At 64.7% G+C, this 22,993-nt stretch carries 21 protein-coding genes and 1 pseudogene; 11 read left to right on the top strand and 11 right to left on the bottom strand.

Annotated features, from left to right (window positions below; all coding sequences use genetic code 11):
* Nucleotides 1-2: 2 nt before the first annotated feature.
* The 8 genes from J3489_RS11880 to J3489_RS11845 all read left to right on the top strand — a co-directional run bounded on the left by J3489_RS11880 (nt 3) and on the right by J3489_RS11845 (nt 8,908).
* Nucleotides 3-1,046, top strand: a complete 1,044-nt coding sequence (locus tag J3489_RS11880) for a glycosyltransferase (protein WP_206998146.1) — start codon at nt 3-5, stop codon at nt 1,044-1,046.
* Nucleotides 1,043-2,002: a formyltransferase gene (locus J3489_RS11875; protein ID WP_206998144.1), complete on the top strand. Its 960-nt coding sequence runs from the start codon at nt 1,043-1,045 to the stop codon at nt 2,000-2,002. Before J3489_RS11880 ends, J3489_RS11875 begins: the two co-directional genes overlap by 4 nt.
* Nucleotides 1,999-3,069, top strand: coding sequence for a bifunctional UDP-4-keto-pentose/UDP-xylose synthase (locus tag J3489_RS11870; protein WP_206998142.1), 1,071 nt, complete (start codon nt 1,999-2,001; stop codon nt 3,067-3,069). The genes J3489_RS11875 and J3489_RS11870 overlap by 4 nt, the downstream gene beginning before the upstream one ends.
* Nucleotides 3,070-3,079: 10 nt before the next feature.
* The gene (locus J3489_RS11865; protein ID WP_206998140.1) at nt 3,080-3,976 is read left to right on the top strand and encodes a polysaccharide deacetylase family protein; all 897 of its coding nucleotides are present in this window, start codon (nt 3,080-3,082) and stop codon (nt 3,974-3,976) included.
* Nucleotides 3,977-4,088: 112 nt separating this feature from the next.
* Nucleotides 4,089-4,550, top strand: a complete 462-nt coding sequence (locus J3489_RS11860; protein WP_206998138.1) for a peroxiredoxin — start codon at nt 4,089-4,091, stop codon at nt 4,548-4,550.
* A gap of 436 nt (nt 4,551-4,986) precedes the next feature.
* Complete coding sequence (locus J3489_RS11855) at nt 4,987-6,801, top strand: PhoH family protein (RefSeq protein ID WP_206998136.1); 1,815 nt, start codon at nt 4,987-4,989, stop codon at nt 6,799-6,801.
* A gap of 248 nt (nt 6,802-7,049) precedes the next feature.
* Complete coding sequence (locus tag J3489_RS11850) at nt 7,050-7,991, top strand: C40 family peptidase (protein ID WP_206998134.1); 942 nt, start codon at nt 7,050-7,052, stop codon at nt 7,989-7,991.
* 110 nt (nt 7,992-8,101) lie between these two features.
* The gene (locus J3489_RS11845) at nt 8,102-8,908 is read left to right on the top strand and encodes an SDR family oxidoreductase (RefSeq protein WP_206998132.1); all 807 of its coding nucleotides are present in this window, start codon (nt 8,102-8,104) and stop codon (nt 8,906-8,908) included.
* 43 nt (nt 8,909-8,951) lie between these two features.
* On the opposite strand, the pseudogene J3489_RS11840 reads toward J3489_RS11845, so the two are convergent.
* From J3489_RS11840 to J3489_RS11795, 10 genes and pseudogenes are all read right to left on the bottom strand, one after another.
* Nucleotides 8,952-10,024 (bottom strand): annotated as a pseudogene (locus tag J3489_RS11840) (inorganic phosphate transporter).
* Complete coding sequence (locus J3489_RS11835; RefSeq protein ID WP_206998129.1) at nt 9,981-10,607, bottom strand: DUF47 domain-containing protein; 627 nt, start codon at nt 10,605-10,607, stop codon at nt 9,981-9,983. The pseudogene J3489_RS11840 and the gene J3489_RS11835 overlap by 44 nt, the downstream one beginning before the upstream one ends.
* A gap of 167 nt (nt 10,608-10,774) precedes the next feature.
* On the bottom strand, nt 10,775-13,201 hold the full coding sequence (gene dnaB, locus J3489_RS11830; protein ID WP_206998128.1) for a replicative DNA helicase: 2,427 nt from the start codon (nt 13,199-13,201) through the stop codon (nt 10,775-10,777).
* A 174-nt stretch (nt 13,202-13,375) separates the two neighbouring features.
* Entirely contained in the window at nt 13,376-13,828 is a 453-nt protein-coding gene (rplI, locus tag J3489_RS11825) for a 50S ribosomal protein L9 (protein WP_206998127.1), read from the bottom strand.
* Nucleotides 13,829-13,855: 27 nt separating this feature from the next.
* Nucleotides 13,856-14,131 carry a 30S ribosomal protein S18 gene (gene rpsR / locus J3489_RS11820; protein ID WP_007000150.1) on the bottom strand — a complete coding sequence of 92 codons (276 nt, stop codon included), beginning with the start codon at nt 14,129-14,131 and terminating at the stop codon, nt 13,856-13,858.
* Nucleotides 14,132-14,133: 2 nt separating this feature from the next.
* Nucleotides 14,134-14,433 (bottom strand): primosomal replication protein N, encoded by a 300-nt coding sequence (priB, locus tag J3489_RS11815; RefSeq protein WP_206998126.1) that lies wholly within the window; start codon nt 14,431-14,433, stop codon nt 14,134-14,136.
* Between the two features lie 52 nt (nt 14,434-14,485).
* Nucleotides 14,486-14,863, bottom strand: a complete 378-nt coding sequence (gene rpsF, locus J3489_RS11810; protein ID WP_137332243.1) for a 30S ribosomal protein S6 — start codon at nt 14,861-14,863, stop codon at nt 14,486-14,488.
* A 175-nt stretch (nt 14,864-15,038) separates the two neighbouring features.
* A complete protein-coding gene (locus tag J3489_RS11805; RefSeq protein WP_206998125.1) occupies nt 15,039-15,941 on the bottom strand; it encodes an anti-sigma factor family protein in 903 nt (300 codons plus the stop codon).
* 82 nt (nt 15,942-16,023) lie between these two features.
* On the bottom strand, nt 16,024-16,746 hold the full coding sequence (locus J3489_RS11800; RefSeq protein ID WP_206998123.1) for an RNA polymerase sigma factor: 723 nt from the start codon (nt 16,744-16,746) through the stop codon (nt 16,024-16,026).
* A 202-nt stretch (nt 16,747-16,948) separates the two neighbouring features.
* A complete protein-coding gene (locus tag J3489_RS11795) occupies nt 16,949-17,860 on the bottom strand; it encodes a LysR family transcriptional regulator (RefSeq protein ID WP_206998121.1) in 912 nt (303 codons plus the stop codon).
* A gap of 208 nt (nt 17,861-18,068) precedes the next feature.
* Here J3489_RS11795 and gcl point away from each other — a divergent pair, with 208 nt between their 5' ends.
* From gcl to J3489_RS11780, 3 genes are all read left to right on the top strand, one after another.
* Entirely contained in the window at nt 18,069-19,844 is a 1,776-nt protein-coding gene (gene gcl / locus J3489_RS11790; protein WP_206998119.1) for a glyoxylate carboligase, read from the top strand.
* A 50-nt stretch (nt 19,845-19,894) separates the two neighbouring features.
* Nucleotides 19,895-20,686, top strand: coding sequence for a hydroxypyruvate isomerase (gene hyi / locus J3489_RS11785; RefSeq protein ID WP_206998118.1), 792 nt, complete (start codon nt 19,895-19,897; stop codon nt 20,684-20,686).
* Nucleotides 20,687-20,753: 67 nt separating this feature from the next.
* On the top strand, nt 20,754-21,638 hold the full coding sequence (locus J3489_RS11780; RefSeq protein ID WP_206998117.1) for a 2-hydroxy-3-oxopropionate reductase: 885 nt from the start codon (nt 20,754-20,756) through the stop codon (nt 21,636-21,638).
* 288 nt (nt 21,639-21,926) lie between these two features.
* On the opposite strand, the gene J3489_RS11775 is transcribed toward J3489_RS11780, so the two are convergent.
* A complete protein-coding gene (locus J3489_RS11775; protein WP_206998116.1) occupies nt 21,927-22,964 on the bottom strand; it encodes an asparaginase in 1,038 nt (345 codons plus the stop codon).
* Nucleotides 22,965-22,993: the final 29 nt, after the last annotated feature.

The following is a 22,993-nucleotide window of genomic DNA, read 5'->3' as shown; positions in this document are numbered from 1 at the left end:
AAATGAGTCAAACGGATCAGCGCTTCGCGCCACCGGAAGTCTCGGTCGTCATCCCCGTGTACAACGAGGAGGCGGGGCTCGCCGCGCTCTTCTCGCGCCTCTATCCGGCGCTCGACGCATTGGGGACAGCCTACGAAATCATCTTCATCAACGACGGCAGCCGCGACAAATCCGCGGCGATGCTCGCCGAGCAGTTCCGCGCGCGGCCGGATACGACGCGCGTGATTCTCCTGAACGGCAACTACGGCCAGCACATGGCGATCCTGGCGGGCTTCGAGCAGTCGCGCGGCGACATCGTCATCACGCTCGATGCCGACCTGCAAAACCCGCCCGAGGAGATCGGCAAGCTCGTCGCGAAGATGCACGAGGGCTACGACTACGTCGGCTCGATTCGCCGGCAGCGGCAGGACAGCCTGTGGCGCCGCAAGGCGTCGCGCGCGACGAACCGTCTGCGCGAGCGCATCACGCGCATCAAGATGACCGACCAGGGCTGCATGTTGCGCGCGTACAGCCGCCACATCATCGACACCATCAACCGCTGCGGCGAGATCAACACCTTCATCCCCGCCCTCGCGTACACGTTCGCACAGAACCCGATCGAAGTCGAAGTCGCGCACGAGGAGCGTTTCGCCGGCGAATCGAAGTACTCGCTCTATAGCCTGATCCGCCTGAATTTCGACCTCGTGACCGGCTTCTCGGTCGTGCCGCTGCAGTGGCTGTCGTTCATCGGCGTGATTCTGTCGATGGGCTCGGCGGGCCTCTTCGTGCTGCTCGTGATTCGCCGCTTCATCATCGGGGCGGAAGTCCAGGGCGTGTTCACGCTCTTCGCCATCACGTTCTTCCTGCTCGGCGTGATCATCTTCGCGCTCGGTCTGCTCGGCGAGTACATCGGCCGCATCTATCAGCAAGTGCGCGCCCGGCCCCGCTATCTCGTGCAGACGATCCTCGAACAGCGCGACGGCGAGCACGTCGCGAGCGCGCCCGTTCAGGAGCCGGTGCAAGCCGTGCAGCCCGCCAACATCGCCGATCAGGGCATCAACCGATGAAACCGCGCGCCGTCGTCTTCGCCTATCACAACGTCGGCGTGCGCTGCCTGCAGGTGCTGCTCGCGCGCGGCGTCGACGTCGCGCTCGTCGTCACGCACGAAGACAGCGCAACCGAGAACATCTGGTTCGGCAGCGTGGCGGCCGTGGCGGCCGAGCACGGCATCCCCACGATCACGCCCGCCGACCCGAAAAGCGCCGAGCTGCGCGTCGCGGTGAGCCGCGCCAAGCCCGATTTCATCTTCTCGTTCTACTACCGGCACATGCTGCCGGTCGACCTGCTCGCGATCGCCGCGCGCGGCGCGTACAACCTGCACGGGTCGCTGCTGCCGAAGTACCGCGGCCGCGTGCCGACCAACTGGGCCGTGCTGAACGGCGAGACCGAAACCGGCGCGACGCTGCACGAAATGGCCGCGAAGCCCGACGCCGGCGCGATCATCGCGCAGACTCCGGTGCCAATCCTGCCCGACGACACGGCCGCCCAAGTCTTCGACAAAGTGACGGTCGCCGCCGAGCAGACGCTCTGGCGTGTGCTGCCCGCGCTCATCAAAGGCGAAGCGCCGCATCTGCCGAACGATCTCGCGCACGGCAGCTACTTCGGCGGGCGCAAGCCGGAGGACGGCCGCATCGACTGGTCGCAGCCGGCGCAGCAGGTCTACAACCTCATACGCGCAGTCGCGCCGCCCTATCCCGGCGCCTTCACCGACATCGGCGCCGAACGTTTCATCGTCGCGCGGGCGCGCTTGGCCGGCCCTGGCGCGCCCAATTTGGCACAGGCGACGGTAAGCCTTGCAGATTTGCCGCCGGGAGTGCACGTAAGCGATAATGCGTTTCTTGGCGTCTGCGGCGACGGCCGGGCCGTCGCCATTTCCGAACTGCGGCACCAGCGCGACGGCGATCAACCCGTCGTCACCCCCTCACAGTTCGTTCAGCTCATTCACTCGTCCCGTCATTCATGAAAATCGAAGGTTCCGGTAAAAAAGTCCTGATTCTGGGTGTCAATGGCTTCATCGGCCACCACCTGTCCAAGCGCATTCTAGAGACCACCAACTGGGAAGTCTTCGGCATGGACATGCAGACCGACCGCCTTGGCGACCTCGCGAATCACGAACGGATGCACTTCTTCGAAGGCGACATCACGATCAACAAGGAGTGGGTCGAGTACCACGTGAAGAAGTGCGACGTGATCCTGCCGCTCGTCGCGATCGCCACGCCCGCCACCTACGTGCAGCAGCCGCTGCGCGTGTTCGAGCTCGACTTCGAGGCGAACCTGCCGATCGTGCGCTCGGCCGTGAAATACAAGAAGCACCTCGTGTTCCCGTCGACCTCCGAGGTCTACGGCATGTGCGCCGACGAGGAATTCGATCCGGAAGCGTCGCAGCTCACCTACGGCCCGATCAACAAGCCGCGCTGGATCTACGCGTGCTCGAAGCAATTGATGGACCGCGTGATCTGGGGCTACGGCATGCAAGAGGGCCTGAACTTCACGCTGTTCCGCCCGTTCAACTGGATCGGCCCGGGCCTCGACTCGATCTACACGCCGAAGGAAGGCAGCTCGCGCGTGGTCACGCAGTTCCTCGGCCACATCGTGCGCGGCGAGAACATCAGCCTCGTCGACGGCGGCTCGCAAAAGCGCGCGTTCACCGATATCGACGACGGCATCAGCGCGCTGATGAAGATCATCGATAATCCGAACGGCGTCGCGTCGGGCAAGATCTACAACATCGGCAACCCGAAGAACAACTTCTCGGTGCGCGAGCTTGCACACAAGATGCTCGCGCTCGCGGCGGAGTACCCCGAGTACGCCGAGTCGGCCAAAGCGGTGAATCTCGTCGAAACGTCGTCGGGCGCCTACTACGGCAACGGCTATCAGGACGTGCAGAACCGCGTGCCGAAGATCGAAAACACAATGCAGGAATTGAACTGGGCGCCCCAAGCCACGTTCGACGACGCCTTGCGCAAGATCTTCGAAGCGTATCGCGGCCACGTGGGCGACGCCCGCGCGCTCGTCGAACAACAGGGATAAGGACCGCTCCTTGGCCCGCATCGTCCTGAAGATCGACGTCGACACGCTGCGCGGCACGCGCGAAGGCGTGCCGAATCTCGCGCGCATGCTCGATCGCTTCAAGGCGCGCGCCACCTACCTCTTCAGCCTCGGGCCCGACCACACCGGTTGGGCGATGCGCCGTGTGCTGCGTCCGGGGTTTCTGAAGAAGGTGTCGCGCACGTCGGTGGTCGAGCACTACGGCGTGAAGCAATTGATGTACGGCGTGCTGCTGCCCGGGCCCGATATCGGCGTGCGGGCAGCGGCCGACATGCGCGCGATCCACGAAGCCGGATTCGAGTGCGGCATCCACACGTGGGACCACGTGTATTGGCAGGACAACGTGCGCTCGCGTTCGTCCGACTGGACCGCGCACGAAATGCAGAAGAGCTACGAGCGCTTCATCGACATCTTCGGCGCGCCGCCCGTCACGCACGGCGCGGCCGGCTGGCAGATGAACGGCCACGCGTTCAAGCAGATCGACGCCTGGGGCATGCGCTACGCGTCCGACGGGCGTGGGCATACGCCGTACTTTCCGGTCGTCGATGGCAAGACGCTGACCCACGTGCAAATGCCCACCACGCTTCCGACGCTCGACGAAGTGTTGGGGATCGACGGCGTCGACGAGGCCAGCGTCGCCGCGCGCATTCTGCGGCAGACCGAAAATAATCCGCACGACCAGGTCTTCACGCTGCACGCGGAACTCGAAGGCCAGAAGCTCGCGCCGGTGTTCGAGCAATTGCTGGCAGGCTGGCGCGCGCAAGGTCACACGTTTGCGACGATGGGCGACTATCATGCTGCGCTGGACCGCGACACCTTGCCGTCATACCCTGTCGTATGGGGCGAGATTGCGGGCCGCTCCGGCGAACTGGTCGTCCAGCCCGATTAATCCAGCCCGACCAAGCGCGTACCGCAGGCCTGGGTCGCCTCCTCCGCTTCAAGCCCTCGTGGGCCGCCTGCGCATCGAATGGCAGCCCTCGCCATAACAATAGGAGAACCACGTGTCCATCGCAGTCGACCAACCCGTCCCCGATTTCACCGCCGCTGCGACCGGCGGCGATTTCACGCTGTCAGGTTTGCGGGGCAAGAAGGTGGTGCTGTATTTCTATCCGAAGGACAACACGCCCGGCTGCACGACCGAAGGCCTGCAATTTCGCGACCTCTATCCGAAGTTCGAGAAGGCGGGGGCGGAGATCGTCGGCGTGTCGCGCGACAGCATCCGCTCGCACGACAACTTCAAGGCCAAGCTGGAACTGCCGTTCCCGCTGATTTCGGACCCCGACGAGACGCTCTGCACGCTCTTCGACGTCATCAAAATGAAGAAAATGTATGGCAAACAGGTGCGTGGAATCGAACGCTCCACGTTCCTCATCGACGCTGACGGCGTCCTGCGCCACGAGTGGCGCGGCGTCAAGGTGCCGGGCCACGTTGACGAGGCGCTGGAGGCTGTACAAGCGCTTTGAGGCGCGTTATATTGGGTTGCAATGAGTGCCTGTCCACCCCATTTTTTTCGCTGCCGCGCCGGCTTCACGGCCGTTGAAGCCTTAGTCGCCAGGCGCCGCGCGATACTCGAAGTCGAGCCGCTTGCTCCGGTTACGGGGCAGCGGCTTTTTTGTCGACCCGAGTCAGCGCTTCAGCTGTCGACCAGAGTCGCGCTTTAGCGCGTGATTCTGGTCCCATGCGGAGCACTGACTCTTGTCCCATGCAACGCGATTTGGACCGAGCCGGCCTAGCACGCCGGCAACTCTCTTCTGTCAAGGAGTCGATCGAAAACTAGGCGAACCGGCGTTTCGAAATTGAAAGCGCGCTGCTTGTCAGAACCGCGTGCGTCACACGACGGGAAACAGCGGGTCGATCAAGCAGCGCACGATATGCGACCCGATTTTTTCGAGGGAACTCATGCCTTTGCCTACCCCACCCAGCAAGCTCGGCAACCTGTTGTCACCCGATGAATACAAGGCCAAAGCACGGCCTGCCAAACACGCGAAGAAACAGGACACTGTTGGGGAGCAAGCAGAATCGGCCGACTACAGCTCGATGAGCGGTCCGGCAAGCGTCGCCGAACCGATGACGCGCGCAGCCAATACCGCCACGACCCTGCGTCCCGTCGAGACTGCCGCCCCCGCCGCAGAAACTGCGCCGGCCGCGCGCGGTCGAAAACCCAGGCAGACGGCGGCGCTGTTGCAGCCCGTGCCGGCCCCGCAGCCGGCGCACACGCCCGTCGCACGCCACGACAAACCCGCTGCGGACACGCCTGCCGCTGCCGCGCCGAAGGCCCGCAGCGCGGAGAGAGCCCGCGCCCGCAAAACCGGCGAGACCGAAGTCCGCAAGCTGTTCGTGCTCGACACGAACGTGCTGATGCACGACCCGACCTGCCTCTTCCATTTCGAGGAACACGACGTCTATCTGCCGATGATGACGCTCGAAGAGCTCGACGATCACAAGAAGGGGATGTCGGAAGTCGCGCGCAATGCGCGCCAGGTCAGCCGCACGCTCGACTCGCTCGTCGCGAACGCGGGCGACATCGCCGAAGGCCTGCCGCTGTCGCGGCTCGGCAGCCGCGAGGCGCTAGGGCGCCTCTACTTCCAGACCAAGCTGACCGATATCGAGCCGGTCGAAGGCCTGCCGCAGGGCAAGGCCGACAACCAGATTCTCGGTGTCGTGCGCGCGCTGCAGCGCGGCCGTGTCGACCGCCAGGTCGTGCTGGTGTCGAAAGACATCAACATGCGGATCAAGGCGCACGCGCTCGGCCTGCCCGCCGAAGACTACTTCAACGACCAGGTTCTCGAAGACAAGGACTTGCTCTTCTCCGGCGTGCGCGCGCTGCCGCAGGACTTCTGGACGAAGCACGCGAAGGGCATGGAGAGCTGGCAGGAAACGAAGACCGGCACCACGTACTACCGTGTGACCGGTCCGCTGTGCTCGTCGCTGCTGGTCAACGAGTTCGTCTATCTGGAGCCGCAGAACGGCGAGCCCGCGTTCCACGCGATCGTGCGCGAGCTGAACGGCAAGACGGCGTTGCTGCAAACGCTGCGCGACTACGGCCACCATAAGAACAACGTGTGGGGCATCACGGCGCGCAATCGCGAGCAGAACTTCGCGCTGAACCTGCTGATGAACCCCGAGATCGACTTCGTCACCCTGCTCGGCCAGGCGGGCACCGGCAAGACGCTCGTCGCCCTCGCGGCGGGCCTCGCGCAAGTGCTCGACGACAAGCGTTACAACGAGATCATCGTCACGCGGGCGACGGTGCCGGTCGGCGAGGACATCGGCTTCCTGCCGGGTACCGAGGAAGAGAAGATGCAGCCGTGGATGGGCGCCTTCGACGACAACCTCGAAGTGCTCCAGAAAACCGACGACGCAGCCGGCGAATGGGGCCGCGCGGCGACGCAGGAGCTGATCCGATCGCGCCTGAAGGTGAAGAGCATGAGCTTCATGCGCGGCCGGACCTTCGTCGACAAGTACTTGATCATCGACGAGGCACAGAACCTGACGCCGAAGCAGGTGAAGACGCTGATCACGCGCGCGGGTCCGGGCACGAAGATCATCTGCCTCGGCAATATCGCGCAGATCGACACGCCCTATCTCACCGAAGGCAGCTCGGGCCTCACGTATGTCGTCGACCGCTTCAAAGGCTGGGCGCATAGCGGTCACGTGACGCTCGCGCGCGGCGAGCGTTCGCGATTGGCCGATTACGCCTCCGATATCCTTTAAAGCGCGTTTCTCGTTGTTCGAAAGCCGCATCCGGGACGACCCGATGCGGCTTTTTTTTAGCGTTTCGATGCTCAATAGGTAGCCGGCACGCACAATTCGCTCTTGCTCGCCAAGCAACACTTAGCCGCGATAGTTCAGGTAAGTTCTGAAGAACCCTTGCCGGAGGCCTGTCTGGCGGGCTACCATCGGCCCATCGCCCGTTAGTCATACGATAGGCGAGCCTCGCTCGCGCTCTGTCGCCCCTATCCATGCGCCGACTTTGGTTCCCGCTGCTGATCGTCCTGTTGCTTGCCGCGTGTTCGAGCGCGCCGCAAAAGGTTTCGCGCAGCTCGGGCCCGGCAGGCAGCGCGGGCAGCGCCTATCGGACCGAGCCTCCACCGGGCTTCCCGAACTTCGTCGATCACAGCATCGGCCGCGAAGAGATTTCCATTCAGGCAATGGGCCTCGTCGGCGTGCCGTACCGCTGGGGCGGCAATACGCCCGACAGCGGCTTCGATTGCAGCGGCCTCGTTCACTATGTCGTCCTGCGAGCCGCTTCCGTCAATCTGCCGCGCACGACCGCCGACATGAGCGGTCGAGGCGAATCGATCGACCCCGACGAAATCGCGCCGGGCGACCTGATCTTCTTCAATACGACCGGCCGGGCGCATTCGCACGTCGGCATCTACGTCGGCAAGCTGCGCTTCGTCAGCGCGCCGGCGACGGGCGGCACCGTGCGGCTGGACTATTTGACGAACCCGTATTGGGCGAAGCGCTTCGACGGCATTCGGCGCGTGGCGCCGCCGCTCGAAAAACCGGCGCCGTTCGATGCGCCGACCTATCTCGCCGCGCCACGCGAAGCGCCCGCGCCAAGTTCGCCGGTGCCGGCGGCAGCTGGAACTGCGTATGCCACGGCCGCGCCCGCTCCGGCCGGAACAACCGGCGCAGCCGCTCCATCGCTCGCCACTGCCGCGCCGGCAAACACCGCCAACGCACCCGACGCCGTCGACGCCGCCGCCACCGACGCATTCGAGCCGCCGCCCCCAGCGGCTGTCGCCGAGCGTCAGGTCCAGCAAGCTGCCGCATCGGCCTCGCCCGCTGCCACGAATGGCGTGCGGATCATGCGGGCGTCCACGGCATCGCCCAGCGTGCCCGCCCCGACCTCCACCTCCGACGACCCGATCGCTCGCTTCGCCAACGGCGGCGACTGACGGCCGACCGGCGCGCCGATTCTCGCGCCAGCCCCCCAATCGACAGCGCGGCCCACATCGTTCTGCTATCGTTTCCTACGCGACAACACATTAATGGGCGAGGAGCGGCGATGGATCTGGGTCTCGAAGGCAAGGTGGTGTTGATCACGGGCGGCAGCAAGGGCATCGGACTGGCTTGTGCGCGAGCGTTCGCTGCAGAAGGCGCCAAAGTCGCGATCGTGTCGCGCGATCCGGCCAATCTCGCGCGAGCGCGCGAGGTACTTGCCTCGGACGGCCATCACGTCCATCTCGCCCGCGCCGACCTGCACGAGGCACACAGCGCGGAGGACGTGGTCGAAGAAGCCACGACGGCTGTCGGCCCGATCGATATCCTCGTCAACAGCGCCGGCGCGGCGAAGCGCTACGAGCCGGCAACGCTCGACGCCGCCGCGTTCAAGGCGGCGATGGAAGCCAAATATTTTCCGTACATCCACACGCAGCAAGCGGTGCTGCGTCGCATGGCCGACCGCCTGAAAGCAGGCGGTGCAGCCGAGCCGGGAGCGGTCGTCAACATCATCGGGATGGGCGGCAAGATCGCGAGCGACATCCATATCGCGGGCGGCGCGGCCAATGCCGCGCTGATGCTCGCAAGCGTCGGCCTCGCGCACTACTACGCGCGCCTCGGCATTCGTATCAACGCGATCAATCCCGGTTCGACGCTGACCGAGCGTGTCGAAGAAGCGCTTCGACTGGAAGCATCGAGGCAAGGCATCAGCACCGAAGAAGCCCTCGCGCGCGGCGAAGCGCAGGTGCCGCTCGGACGCTACGCCAAGCCGGAGGAGATCGCGGACGTCGCGCTCTTTCTCGCGAGCCGCCGGGCGAGCTACGTGACGGGAGCCATCGTGCCGATGGACGGCGGCGCTTCGGCCCTGATCTGACGGCCCTGGGAGCGCCGCAGCCAGCTGCGGCAAAACCCGACGACTACATGAAGCGATGGCCGAACCACCAGCCGACCGCCGCGAGCAGCGCTGAGGCCGGAATCGTCAGCAGCCAGGCCCAGACGATATTGCCCGCCACACCCCAGCGCACCGCAGAGAGTTTCTGCGTCGCGCCCACGCCGACGATCGCGCCGGTGATCGTGTGCGTGGTCGACACCGGGATGCCGAGCGCCGACGCAACAAACAGCGTAATCGCGCCGCCCGTCTCCGCGCAGAAGCCGCCGACGGGTTTCAGCTTCGTGATTTTCTGCCCCATGGTGCGGACGATGCGCCAGCCACCGAACAGCGTGCCGAGCCCCATCGACAGATAGCACGCGCCGATCACCCAGATCGGCGGCGCATCGGCGGTCGCCGACGCGTAGCCGGTAGCGATCAAGAGCATCCAGATAATCCCGATGGTCTTCTGCGCGTCGTTGCCGCCGTGCCCAAGGCTATAGAGACCGGCCGACACGAGCTGCATGCGCCTGAAGCGCCCGTCGACCTTGCTCGGCGGCGTGCGGAAGTACATCCACGACACGGCCAGCATGAAGAACGAGCCGAGCACGAAACCGAGCAGCGGCGAGACGAAGATGAACGCGACGGTCTTCAGAAGGCCGTCCCAGTTGAGCGAGCCCCAGCCCGACTTCGCGAGCGCCGCGCCGACCAGCCCGCCGATCAAGGCATGCGACGAACTCGAGGGAATGCCGTAGCGCCAGGTCACGACATTCCAGCCGATCGCGCCGACGAGCGCGCCGAAGACGACGTAGTGATCGACGATATCGGGATCGATCGTGCCTTTGCCGACCGTCTGCGCAACTTTGAGGCGGAAGATGAAATAGGCGATGACGTTGAACGCGGCGGCGAAGGCCACCGCTTGCTGCGGCTTCAGAACGCCGGTCGACACGACCGTGGCGATCGAGTTCGCCGCATCGTGGAAACCGTTCATGAAGTCGAACACCAGCGCGACCACGACCAGCGTCGCAAGCGCCCAAAGGGCGAGTTGGATCGATTGCATCGGTGGCGGTCCGCTCGCTTACGCGTTTTCCAGCACGATACCTTCGATGATGTTCGCGACATCCTCGCACTTGTCGGTGATCGTTTCGAGCAGCTCGTAGATCGCCTTCAGCTTGATGAGCGTCTTCACATCGTCTTCTTCGCGGAAAAGCTTCGAGATCGCCGAGCGCAGCACGCGGTCGGCGTCCGACTCCAGGCGGTCGATCTCCTCGCAAGCTGCCAGGATCCGCGCTGCCTGGTTCATGTCCGACAGGAGGCCCACCGCTGCCTGCACGTGCTTGACACTCGCCGTGCATAAGTGGGCAAGCTCGCGCGCCTCCGGCGTGACGGCCTGCACGTCGTATAGGGAAATAGCCGTGGCGACGTCCTCCATCAGGTCGAGGGTGTCGTCCATCGTCGTGATCAGCTTGTGGATTTCGTCGCGGTCGAGCGGCGTGATGAAGGTCTTGTGCAGCAGGTCGATCGCTTCGTGCGTGACCTTGTCGGCCGCTTTTTCGTTCGCCTGGACGTTCTGCTTGTGAATCTCGGCGTCGTCGAGATTGTCGATCAGGAGCTCGAGCTCCTGACTGGCGGTCACGATGTAGTTCGCGTGCGTATTGAAGATTTCAAAGAACTTGCCCTCGGTGGGCATGAATCGGCCGAACATTGGAATCCCAGAAAATGGTCACGGTGTGGCTGACATAAAACCGCAACATTGTAACGGTTCCGGATTCCCTGCCGAACCTGCAAAGTCGCACGAACGAGGAAAGCAACGTTTTCTCACGCAGCGCTTTACTTTGCGGCCGACCTTCGTGCTCTTCGGTTTCTTCGTGCTTATTCGCCGCCGTAGAAGTTCTGCGCGCCCGCGAAGTTGTCGAACTTCGTGTATTGCCCGATGAACGTCAGCCGCACCGGCCCGATCGGACCGTTACGCTGCTTGCCGATAATGATTTCGGCCGTGCCTTTGTCCTGGCTGTCGGGGTTGTAAACCTCGTCGCGATAGATGAAGAGGATCACGTCCGCGTCCTGTTCGATAGCGCCCGATTCCCGCAAGTCCGACATCACCGGACGCTTGTTCGGACGCTGCTCCAAACCGCGGTTCAACTGCGACAGCGCGATCACCGGCACATCCAACTCTTTCGCGAGGCCCTTGAGCGAACGCGAGATTTCGGAGATTTCCGTCGCGCGGTTCTCGCCCTGCGACGAGCCCGACATCAGCTGCAGGTAGTCGACGATGATGAGGCCGAGCTTGCCGCACTGGCGCGCGAGCCGCCGCGCGCGCGAGCGCAATTCCATCGGATTCAGGCCGCCGGTTTCGTCGATGAAGATTTGCGCCTCGCTCATCTTCTGCACCGCGTGCGTGAGCTTCGGCCAGTCTTCGTCGGTCAGACGCCCGGTCCGCATGCGATGCTGGTCGAGCCGGCCGACCGACCCGAGCATCCGCATCACGAGCTGCGTGCCCGGCATTTCCATCGAGAACACCGCGACCGGCAAGCCGTATTCGACGGCGACGTATTCGCCGATGTTCATCGAAAACGCCGTGTTATGCGTGACTACGTAGTCGTCGGTGAGATAGAGGCGTGTCGGGTGCGAGACCGAGATGCACTGCGTATTGGCGGTCCGGGTCGGCTCGATCGCCGTGATCACCGGCAGCTTGCGGCGCACACGTCCCGCCGAGAGCCGGTCGCGCTTGCCCTCGAACAAGAACAAGTTTTGCGGATCGGGATGGCTGATCGTGCAGAGGTACACCAACGCGCCGGCAGCGCGTACGCCGTCGCGTGTAAAGGACGTTTCTTTTTCGGTGATCGTGCACCAGCCGCCAAGCGAGCGGACGAGCTCGCAAACGTCGCGCGCGAGCTGCGGGCTCGCGGTCGAGTAACGCACGGTGCCCCACGATTCGACCCAACCGTCGGTATCGAGCAGCCCGCGCAGCAGATCGAGCCGCACCGGCTTGGCCGCATCGAGATAATCGCGCGGAATGAACTTGTCGTAGCTCGTGCGCCCCCACAAACCAAGCTGCTCGAGGGACTGCTTGAGCGGATTGACCGGTGCGCGCGCCGCGCCTTCCATGCTGCTGCGCTTGATGCGCCAGTCGTACTGGCCGGCGTATTCGAGCTCCAGCGTCCCCCCGACTCGCTCGCGCATCCGGTTCAAGGTCTCCTCGGCCTTGACGCTAAAGCGCACTGCCGTGCCGCCCAGCGTGCCGTCACCGAGCAAGGCGCCAAGTACCCATGCATCGACAGGCAATGCCTCGTTATGGCCGAAATCGCCGCTCGGCAGATCGATCCACAACCGGTTCTTGTAGCGCTCGCGCGTGACCAACGTGCGAATCTCGGCTGTGTTCAGGATGCGGGGCACAGGCCACTGGCGGTAATGGACTCGCCAAAGATGCTCGTCGCAGCACTCCGTCGAACGGCCATCGGAAAACCGCATGCGATAAACCTGCCGCTCGCCTTGCGGATAAAGCCCCGTCACGATCGAAGGCGCGCCGTCGACCGAGGCGAGCGCGTCGCCGACCTCGAGCTCGCCCATCCTTTTCCAGCCTGACAGCGTCTTGATGCACGCGTCGAGCGGTTGCGCCTTACCCATTGACGGTCTTCCCGCCACGATGATCAGCTCGCCGCCATGCATGCCGGAGGTCATCCGGTCGAGATCGACGAAACCCGTCGGCGTACCCGTCACGTCGCTCGGGTTCGCGGTGTGGTACAGCGTGTCGATCCGCTCGACCACCTGCGTGAGCAGCGGCCCGATCTCCAGAAAGCCCTGCGTGCCGCGCGCGCCGTCCTCGGCGATCGAAAACACCTTCGATTCCGCTTCGTCGAGCAGTTGGCGGACTTCCTTGCCTTGCGGATTGAACGCGTCGGCCGAAATTTCGTCGGCCACCGACACGAGCCGGCGCAGCACCGCCCGGTCGCGCACGATTTCCGCGTAGCGGCGGATATTGGCCGCGCTCGGCGTGTTCTGCGCGAGTGCATTCAAGTACGCAAGGCCGCCCACCTCCTCCGCCTTGCCCGAGGTGCCGAGCGCCTCGTAGACGGTGATCACGTCGGCGGGCCGCGTCGAGGCGATCAGCTTGCCGATGTGCTCGAAGATGATCCGGTGATCGTAGCGGTAGAAATCGCTCTGCGACAGGAAGTCGGCGATACGGTCCCATGCCGCGTTGTCGAGCAGGAGCCCGCCGAGTACCGACTGCTCGGCCTCGATCGAATGCGGCGGGACTTTCAGAGACTCGAGTTGGGGATCTTTCGGCGGTGCGTTCATGGGGAGGAATTATCGCGAAATGGGCGTCATAGTGCCAGCCCGGCTGGCGCCGATAGCCATAAAAAAGACAGGGGCCGGTTACCCGGCCCCTGTCCTCTTTACTGTGCACCGAACCGGCGATTCACCGGCTCGGCGCAATACGGCTTGTGCTACGCGCCGTGCCCCAAGCGAGGCTTAGGCGTGCTCGCCCAGCACCGACACGGTGACGTCGACGAGGACATCGGTGTGCAGCGAGACGTGCACCGGATGGTCGCCGACCATCTTCAGCGGGCCTTCCGGCATGCGCACTTGCGCCTTTTCCACGTCGAAGCCTTGAGCCTTCAGCGCTTCGGCGATGTCCGCGTTGGTCACCGAGCCGAACAGACGGCCGTCAACGCCCGCTTTCTGCGCGATCTGAACGGTCAGGCCAGCGAGCTTTTCGCCTTGCGCTTGAGCGGCGGCCAGCTTTTCAGCAGCTGTCTTTTCGAGTTCCGCGCGGCGGACTTCGAATTCGGCGATCGCTTCCTTGGTCGCGCGGCGTGCTTGCTTTTTCGGGATCAGGAAGTTACGTGCGTAGCCGTCTTTCACCTTGACGATGTCGCCGAGGTTGCCCAGGTTGACGACTTTTTCCAAAAGAATGATTTGCATTCGGATTCTCCTTATTGCGTCGTCTGATTAGGCCTTGTGCAGATCGGTGTACGGCAGCAGCGCGAGGAAACGTGCGCGCTTGATGGCCGTGTCGAGCTGCCGTTGATAGTGGGCCTTCGTACCCGTCAGACGAGCCGGCGTGATCTTGCCGTTTTCGCCGATGAAGTCCTTCAGCGTTTCCGTGTCCTTGTAGTCGATGTACTCGACGCCGGCAGCCGTGAAGCGGCAGAACTTCTTGCGCTTGAAGAGCGGATTTTGTTGCTGACGACGCTTGTCGAATTTCTTACCAGTCGGGCGGGGCATGTTCAGTCCTTTCCAATGTCCTGCAATTCAGTGATGTGAAACACCAAGGTTCGCGCGTTGCGGCTTTTCTTCGCCAGGAAGCCGGTGAAGAGCGTATCGACGCCCATCTCGCAGGCCTCCAGCTTGCCGCTCGCGGCTCCCGCGGCAACCGCCGGCATCGTCAGTTCGATTTGCCGGGCAATGCCCGCCTCCACGACTTCCGTGCGGTGCTGCAACGTGCAGCTTGCGATCGGAACGCCGGCGGGGGTGTACCGCACCGGTTCGCGTTCGACGACGCTGGCCGTGAGTTGCAGCCGGTTCACGAGAGCAGATTGAGCCTTGGTGGCTTAGTAACTATGAGTAAAACCCGAGTCCTTAAGCCTGCGCTTCGGACGGTTGCGACGACGCAGCCGCCTTCTTGGCTTCTTCGCGCTGCACTTCCTTCATCATCGGCGACGGGCCGGTTTCGGCCTTCTTCATCTTGACGATGAGGTGACGCAGCACGGCGTCGTTGAACTTGAATGCGTGCTCGAGTTCGTCGAGCGTGGCTTGGTCGCATTCGATGTTCATGCAGACGTAGTGAGCCTTCGCGAGTTTCTCGATCATGTAGGCCAGTTGGCGACGGCCCCAGTCTTCGATACGGTGGACTTGGCCGCCGTGCGTGGTGATCGTGGACTTGTAACGCTCGATCATCGCGGGCACTTGCTCGCTTTGATCGGGGTGCACGATGAAGACGATTTCGTAATGACGCATACACACTCCTTGTGGATTAAAGCCACCCGGGCGTCGGAACCGGTGTGGCAAGTGAGAAGCCGAAGATTCTAACCCGGCTTTGGCCCGGCATGCAAGCCAAATAGCACTTCCCCGGACGGAATCGGCCGTGTTTTCAAGGATTTAGGGGGACGGGGGACGGCCGCCGGCGTGGGCCTCAGCCCGCGCCGTGCAGCCGCGATTGCAGCGCGGCTTTGAACGCGACGAGTGCATCCGGCGACGCATCGGTGATCGCCCAGTACGTCATCCCGCCTTCCTGCCAGCGCGAGAGCGCGTAGCCTTCGCGCACGAGCGTGTCGGGCGGACGATCTGCGCTGTCCGACGATTCTGGGAACACATAGAGGTCGAGCGGATGCTTCCGGTACCGGTAGATCATCACAGCGACACGCCGGTGTGCGACATAGTCCAGCCGCCCGCCGACCAGCGGAAAGCCGCTGGCCGCCAAATCCTCGACCGGCGGCGAATAGTCGATCTTGCCGTTGAACCAGGGCTTGACCGTGTGCTGGTCGGTCGAGATCACGTCGATGTCGCGGTCCGACAGCAGCGCGCGGACATGGCTCGACACCAGCTCGTCGGCGATCGGGCCGACTCCCGCCGGACGATGGAGCGCGAGCGTCACCCCTACCGCCGCGGCCGCGATCGCGATGACGAGCGCGCCCGCCCAGCCGACCGACCACGCGGCCCCGCCCGCCGGCTGCGGCCCGAACGAAGGCCGGCGGCCGCCGAACCAGCCGCGCCAGCCGTCGAGCGGACTGCGGCCGCGCGCTTTGGCCCGCGCGGGCTCGGGCCGAAATTGGGCATCCGGCTGTCCAGCAGGCTCGACCTCCGGTTCCGGCTCCGCAAGCGGCGGCAACTCGGCCAGAATCCGCGCCCGCAACGATTCGGGCGCCCGATGGTAGCCGGCCGCGCGCAACGTGTCGCCGAGCGCCCGCACGTTTGCGCTTTCGCGCTGGCAATCGGGGCACTCGGCCAAATGCGCTTGAACGCGGCGGGCGTCGGGCGCCGAAAGTTCGCGGTCGGCATTCGCATCGATCAGCGGCCGCGCTTCTTTACAGTCCATCTAAATTCTCCTGTGTCGACCCGAGTTAGCGCTTTAGCGCTTACTCGGGTCCCATGCACCGCGGTCGACCCGAGTTAGCGCTTTAGCGCTTACTCGGGTCCCATGCACCGCTGTCGGCTGCGGGCGTGGCGGGCAAGCGCCGGGTTGGCCAGGCATCGGCACCGGTGTCGCGCGAAGCGTCCGCCGCATGCGCGGCTTGGGCATCCTGCACGGCCCCCGCCCCCGGCGCTTGCAGCGCGTGCAGCGCGGCAGCCAGCTTGCGGCGCCCCCGCGCGAGCCGCGACATCACCGTGCCGACCGGCAGATCGGCGATCGCCGCGATGTCGCGGTAGCTCATGTCCTCCAGTTCCCGCAGGATCAGCACCTCGCGAAACTCGACCGGCAGCTTTTCGAGCGCCGCGTGCACGAGGCGCACGTCTTCGTCGCGGATCAGCACCGTCTGCGGATCCTCGATCGAGCGCGACCAGCCTTCGAACGTCTCGTCGGCGGATTCGTCGCCCGGCTCGGCGTCCTCGAACGCCTGAACCTCGGGCGACGACGCGCGCCGCCGCCATTCCGTGTACCAGGTGCGCCGCACGATCGCGAAGAGCCACGGCCGCATGCTGTCGCCGCGGAAGTTATCGAAGAAGCGGAACGCGCGCAGATAAGCCTCCTGCACGACGTCGTCCGCATCGTTCGCATTGCCGCATAGCCAGCGCGCGAGGTTGTAGGCCGCGTCGAGATGCGGCAGCGCCATCTGCTGAAAGCGGCGGTTGCGCTCGTCGAGCGTCCGCTGGTCAGCCGCACATTGATTGGTGTCGCCCACCCTTAGTCCCCAAAAGGCTCACGCATGGAATACCGACGACGAGTCGAGTTTATTCCCACGGCCCCCGCATCAACTGAAATCGGCCGAAAAAAAGCGGGAATGAAACACGGCGTGCTTTGGCGGCTCGGGGCGCGAGACGATGAACGGGACGATCGTCGCCGGCTGAGGAGCGCCTCGCTTGCGCGCCTGCGGCGGCTCGCGCCTATTCGTTCTCGCTCCAGTACCCCGGGCGCGCGTACGCCTCTTTCAGGTAATCGATGAAGTAGCGCACTTTCGCGGGCACATAGCGCTGCTGCGGATAGACGGCGAGGATGTCGTAATCGGGCAGCGCATATTCGTCGAGCACGGTTTCGAGCTCCCCGCGCGCGAGCTGCTGATTGATTTCCCACGTCGAGCGCCAGCCGAGCCCGAGCCCCTCCGACGCCCAGCGGTGCAACAGCTCGCCGTCGTTGCAATCGAGCGTGCCGGCGACGCGCACCGTCACGAGCTTGCCGTTGCGGCGGAAATACCAGCCGCGGTTCTGCCCGCCTTGCAGGTTGAAGGCGAGGCAGTTGTGGTTCGGCAGATCTTCGAGTGACGTCGGCCTGCCGTGCTTCTTGAAGTAGCTGGGCGTGCCGCACACCACACGCCGGTTCGAGGCGAGCTTCACCGCGACGAAGTTCGGATCGACCGCGCCGCCGATCCGGATCGACAGGTCGTAGCCTTCGCGCACCAGATCGACGACGCGGTCGGTCAGATTGAACGACATCTGCAAGTCGGGCTTGTCCATCAGGAACGCGGGGGCCAGCGGCGCGACGTGCTTGCGGCCGTAGGCGGCCGGCGCCGACACGATCAGGTGCCCGCCCACCGAGCGCCGTCCCGCCGCGAGTTCGTTCTCGGCCTGCTCCCATTCGGAGAGCAGCCCCCGGCAGCGTTCGAGAAACGACGCGCCCTCTTCGCTGACGACGAGCCGCCGCGTCGAGCGGTACATCAGCTTGACGCCGAGCCGCTTTTCGAGCGCGTCGATGCGCCGCCCGAGGATCACCGGCGAGACGCCCTCCTCCAGCGCCGCGGCCGCGAGGCTGCCGGCATCGGCGACGCGCACGAAAGTTTCGATTTGCTTGAAGCGGTCCATCGTGTTGTCTCCCACCCATCAGGGTTTCCGCTTAGGCACGACTGCCAGCCTGGACATGGCAAAGCGCGCCGCGCCGACGCTGACTCGGCATCCGCACATTCCATACTTTTTGTTTCGAAATAAGCGACCCGGACTGATCTTATCAAACCTTGGACGCGGCCTTACAGTGCTTCTCAACACCCTTTAGCTGACATTCAGGAGACATTCCATGGCCAAGATGAGAGCCGTCGACGCAGCCGTGCTCGTGCTCGAAAAAGAAGGCATCGACACCGCTTTCGGCGTTCCGGGCGCCGCGATCAACCCGCTCTACTCGGCGATGAAGAAGGCCGGCGGCATCAGCCACGTGCTCGCGCGCCACGTCGAGGGCGCCTCGCACATGGCCGAGGGCTATACGCGCGCCGCGCCGGGCAACATCGGCGTGTGCATCGGCACGTCGGGCCCGGCCGGCACCGATATGATCACCGGTCTTTACTCCGCCCAGGCTGACTCGATTCCTATTCTCGCCATCACGGGCCAGGCACCGCGCGCGCGTCTGTACAAGGAAGACTTCCAGGCCGTCGACATCGAATCGATCGCCAAGCCCGTCACGAAGTGGGCCGTCACCGTGCGCGAGCCGGCGCTCGTGCCGCGTGCGTTTCAGCAGGCCTTCCACCTGATGCGCTCGGGCCGTCCCGGCCCCGTGCTGATCGACTTGCCGATCGACGTGCAGCTCGCCGAGATCGAGTTCGACATCGACACCTATGAACCGCTGCCGGTCTACAAGCCGAAGGCGACGAAGAAGCAGATCGAAGCTGCGCTCACGCTGCTCAACGACGCCGAAAAGCCGCTGATCGTCTCCGGCGGCGGCGTGCTCAACGCCGCGGCTGAAGACCTGCTCGTGCAATTCGCCGAAACGCTCGGCGTGCCGGTGATCCCGACGCTGATGTCGTGGGGCGCGATTGCCGACGACCACCCGCTCATGGCCGGCATGGTCGGCCTGCAGACGTCGCACCGCTACGGCAACGCGACGATGCTCGCGTCCGACTTCGTGCTCGGCATCGGCAACCGCTGGGCGAACCGCCACACGGGCAGCGTCGACGTCTATACGAAGGGCCGCAAGTTCGTGCACGTCGATATCGAGCCGACGCAAATCGGCCGCGTGTTCGGCCCGGATCTCGGCATCGTGTCGGACGCCAAGGCGGCGCTCGAACTGTTCGTCGAAGTCGCTACGCAATGGAAGGCAGCCGGCAAGCTGAAGGACCGCAGCGCCTGGGTCAAGGAATGCCAGGAGCGCAAGCGCACGATGCTGCGCAAGACGCACTTCGACAACGTGCCGATCAAGCCGCAGCGCGTCTACGAAGAAATGAACCGCGTGTTCGGCCGCGACACCTGCTACGTGAGCACGATCGGCCTGTCGCAGATCGCCGCCGCCCAGTTCCTGCACGTCTTCAAGGCGCGCAACTGGATCAACTGCGGCCAGGCGGGCCCGCTCGGCTGGACGATTCCGGCCGCGCTCGGCGTGCGTGCGGCAGACCCGCAGCGTCCGATCGTGGCGCTCTCGGGCGACTACGACTTCCAGTTCATGATCGAAGAGCTGGCGGTCGGCGCGCAATTCAAGCTGCCGTACGTGCACGTCGTCGTGAACAACTCGTACCTGGGCCTCATCCGCCAGGCACAGCGAGCGTTCGACATGGACTACTGCGTGCAGCTCGCATTCGAGAACATCAACGCGCCGGAAGTGAACGGCTACGGCGTCGATCACGTGACGGTTGCCGAAGGCCTCGGCTGCAAGGCGATCCGCGTGTTCAAGCCGGAAGACATCAAGCCCGCGCTCGAAAAGGCGCAGTCGATGCTCTCCGAGTTCAGCGTGCCGGTCGTCGTCGAAGTGATTCTCGAGCGCGTGACGAACATTTCGATGGGCACCGAGATCGACGCAATCAACGAGTTCGAAGAACTGGCCGAGAAAAAGCAGGACGCGCCGACCGCGATCTCCATGCTCGACTGATTCGACTAGCACTTTGAACGACCACTGACCGACCAGCGAGACACATTGCCATGCCGAAATTTGCAGCCAACCTGACGATGCTCTTCAACGAAGTGCCGTTCCTCGACCGCTTCAAGGCGGCCGCCGACGCGGGCTTCAATGCAGTCGAATTCCTGTTTCCGTATCCGTTCTCGACGGCGGAACTCGCCGAGCGGCTCGAAGCGAACAAGCTGCGCCTCGTGCTGCACAACCTGCCCGCCGGCAACTGGGAAGCGGGTGAACGCGGGATCGCTTGCCTGCCCGACCGGGTCGGCGAGTTTCAGGAAGGCGTCGGCCGCGCGATCCAGTACGCGAAAGCGCTGAAGGCGCCGCAGCTGAACTGCCTCGTCGGCATTCCGACGGCCGGCGTCGACAAAGACCGTGCGCGCGCGACGATCGTCGACAACCTGCGCTTTGCCGCGGGCGAGCTGAAGAAGGAAGGCATCAAGCTGCTCGTCGAGCCCTGCAACGCGTACGACATTCCCGGCTTCGCGCTGAACCGCTCGAGCGAAGGGCTCGACGTGATCCGCGCGGTCGGCTCGGACAATCTGTTCCTGCAGTACGACATCTATCACATGCAGCGGATGGAAGGCGAGCTGGCCGCGACCATCAAGAAGAACCTGCCGTCGATCGCGCACATCCAGCTGGCCGACAACCCGGGCCGCAACGAGCCGGGCACGGGCGAAATCAACTACGCGTTCCTGTTCGCGCTGCTCGATTCGCTCGGCTACGAAGGCTATATCGGCTGCGAGTACAAGCCGCGCACGACGACCGTCGAGGGCTTGGGCTGGCTGCAGCGCGTCGCGGGACAGAAAGCGGCGTAAGTCGGGGCGCTCGTCGCATGCTGCGCGGCGCATTCATTCCAAGATCAAACATACGGAAGACAACCAAATGGCAAAGATCGGTTTCATCGGCCTCGGCATCATGGGCGCGCACATGGCGCGCAATCTCATCAAGGGCGGCCATACGCTGTTCGTGAACGGCGCCTACCCGGTGCCGGACGACCTGCGCTCACAGACGACGGTCGCCGCGAACTCGACGGCGGTCGCGCAAGCGGTGGACATCGTCATCTCGATCGTGCCGGACACGCCCGACGTCGCGAACGTGCTGTTCGCCGACGACGGCGTCGCGAAGGGCCTCTCGGCCGGCAAGCTCGTGATCGACATGAGCTCGATTTCGCCGCTCGAGACGCAAGAGTTCGCGAAGAAGATCAACGCGCTCGGCTGCGACTACCTCGACGCGCCGGTGTCGGGCGGCGAAGTCGGTGCGCGCGACGCGACGCTCTCGATCATGGTCGGCGGCCCCGAAAAGGCGTTCGAGCGCGCGAGGCCGCTCTTCGATCTGATGGGCAAGAACATCACGCTCGTCGGCGACAACGGTGCCGGCCAGACGACCAAGGTCGCGAACCAGATCATCGTCGCGCTGAACATCGAGGCGGTGGCCGAGGCGCTCCTGTTCGCGTCGCGTTCCGGCGCCGATCCCGAGCGCGTGCGCCGTGCGCTGATGGGCGGCTTCGCGTCGTCGCGCATTCTCGAAGTGCATGGCGAACGGATGACGAAGCGCACGTTCAACCCGGGCTTCCGCATCGAGCTGCACCAGAAGGACCTGAACCTCGCGCTCGACGGCGCACGCAAGCTGGGCATCGCCCTGCCCCACACGGCGAGCGCGCAACAGCTCTTCAGCGTCTGCGCCGCGAACGGCGGCAAGGCCTGGGATCACTCGGCGTTGATCCGCGCGCTCGAAATCATGGCGAACTTCGAAATCGCCAGCGCTTAAGACGGCAAAAGTGAATGCCAAGGCCGCGTCAGCGCGGCCTCAGGCAGCAAGGGAGGTAGATACATCGGCGCCATGCCCCGTGCGTGGCCGCCGGAATGTGGGGCGCCTCGTCCGGCGCGCGTGATTCGAGCGGTATCGAGCCACGCGCGCCGGACAGGCAAAACGGCCGCTCTGGGCTGAGAGCGGCAGGTGGGGTCCGCAGCGGCACCCGGCGGCGCCGGGGAAGCCTTGGTCGGTCAGACGTCGTCGTCGGGTGTCCGGCTGTCGGATTGCTACGTTTCAATCGGATCAGTATTGGTCGAAGATCGGCTGCAGCTCGGCGGCCGCCGACTTGCCCGAGGCCAGCGCAAGCATCAGCAACACGCGCGCCTTGTACGGATTCAACGTCCCGGCGCTCACGAAGCCGAGCGCATCGTCAGGCGCCGCGCCGTTGCGCATGACGTGGCCCGAGCCCACGCGCGACGAACGCACCACGGCAATACCCTTCTTCACCGCTTCGGCCAGCGCGCTTTGCAGCGTCGCGTGGATCGAACCGTTGCCCGTGCCGGCGACGACGATGCCGCGCACGCCCGCCGCCACCAGCGCATCGACCATCACGCGCGACGCACCCGCATAGCTCGCGACGATATCGACGACGGGCCATTCCACCGCAACCGAGCCGACCGAAAACGGCGTGCCGGAAGTATGGGGCCGCACCACGCCGCGCTGAAACTCGACACGCCCATCCTGCACCCAGCCGAGCGCGCCGATTTCCGGCGACTGGAACGCATCGACCGCATAAGTGCTGGTCTTGACGATGTCGCGCGCGCTGTGAATCCGGTTGTTGAACGCGACGAGCACGCCCTGCCCGCGCGCGGCCGGGCTCGCCGCCACCGTCACGGCGCCGAGCAGGTTCAGCGGACCGTCGGCCGAAAGCGCCGACGACGGCCGCATCGCAGCCGTCAGCACGACGGGTTTTGCGCTCTTGACGGTCAGATGCAGCAGGTACGCGGTCTCTTCGAGCGTATCGGTGCCGTGCGTGATGACGACGCCGTCGACGTCGCCGCTCGCGAGCAAGGCGTCGACGCGCCCGGCGAGCGTCGCCCACAGCGCGAGCGGCATGTCCTTGCTGTCGATGCTCGCGACTTGCTCGGCCTCGATGTGCGCGACGTTCGCGAGGCCGGGCACCGCGGCGAGCAGCTTGTCGACGCCGACGACGCCGGCCTGATAGCCCGCCGTCTGCGCGGAATCGGCCGCCGAGCCGGCGATCGTGCCGCCGGTCGCGAGCACGGCGATGCGCGGCAGCGCGCGCGGGGAGGAGGAGATGGAAGTGGTCGAGGTAGCCATGGGCGCCATTTTAGACGCGTCGACTCCCT

It is taken from the genome of Trinickia mobilis (assembly GCF_017315705.1).
GTDB classification, from domain to species: Bacteria; Pseudomonadota; Gammaproteobacteria; order Burkholderiales; family Burkholderiaceae; genus Trinickia_A; species Trinickia_A mobilis.
Note: the sequence above shows the minus strand (reverse complement) of the source record. Positions and strands in the feature narration are given on the sequence as shown.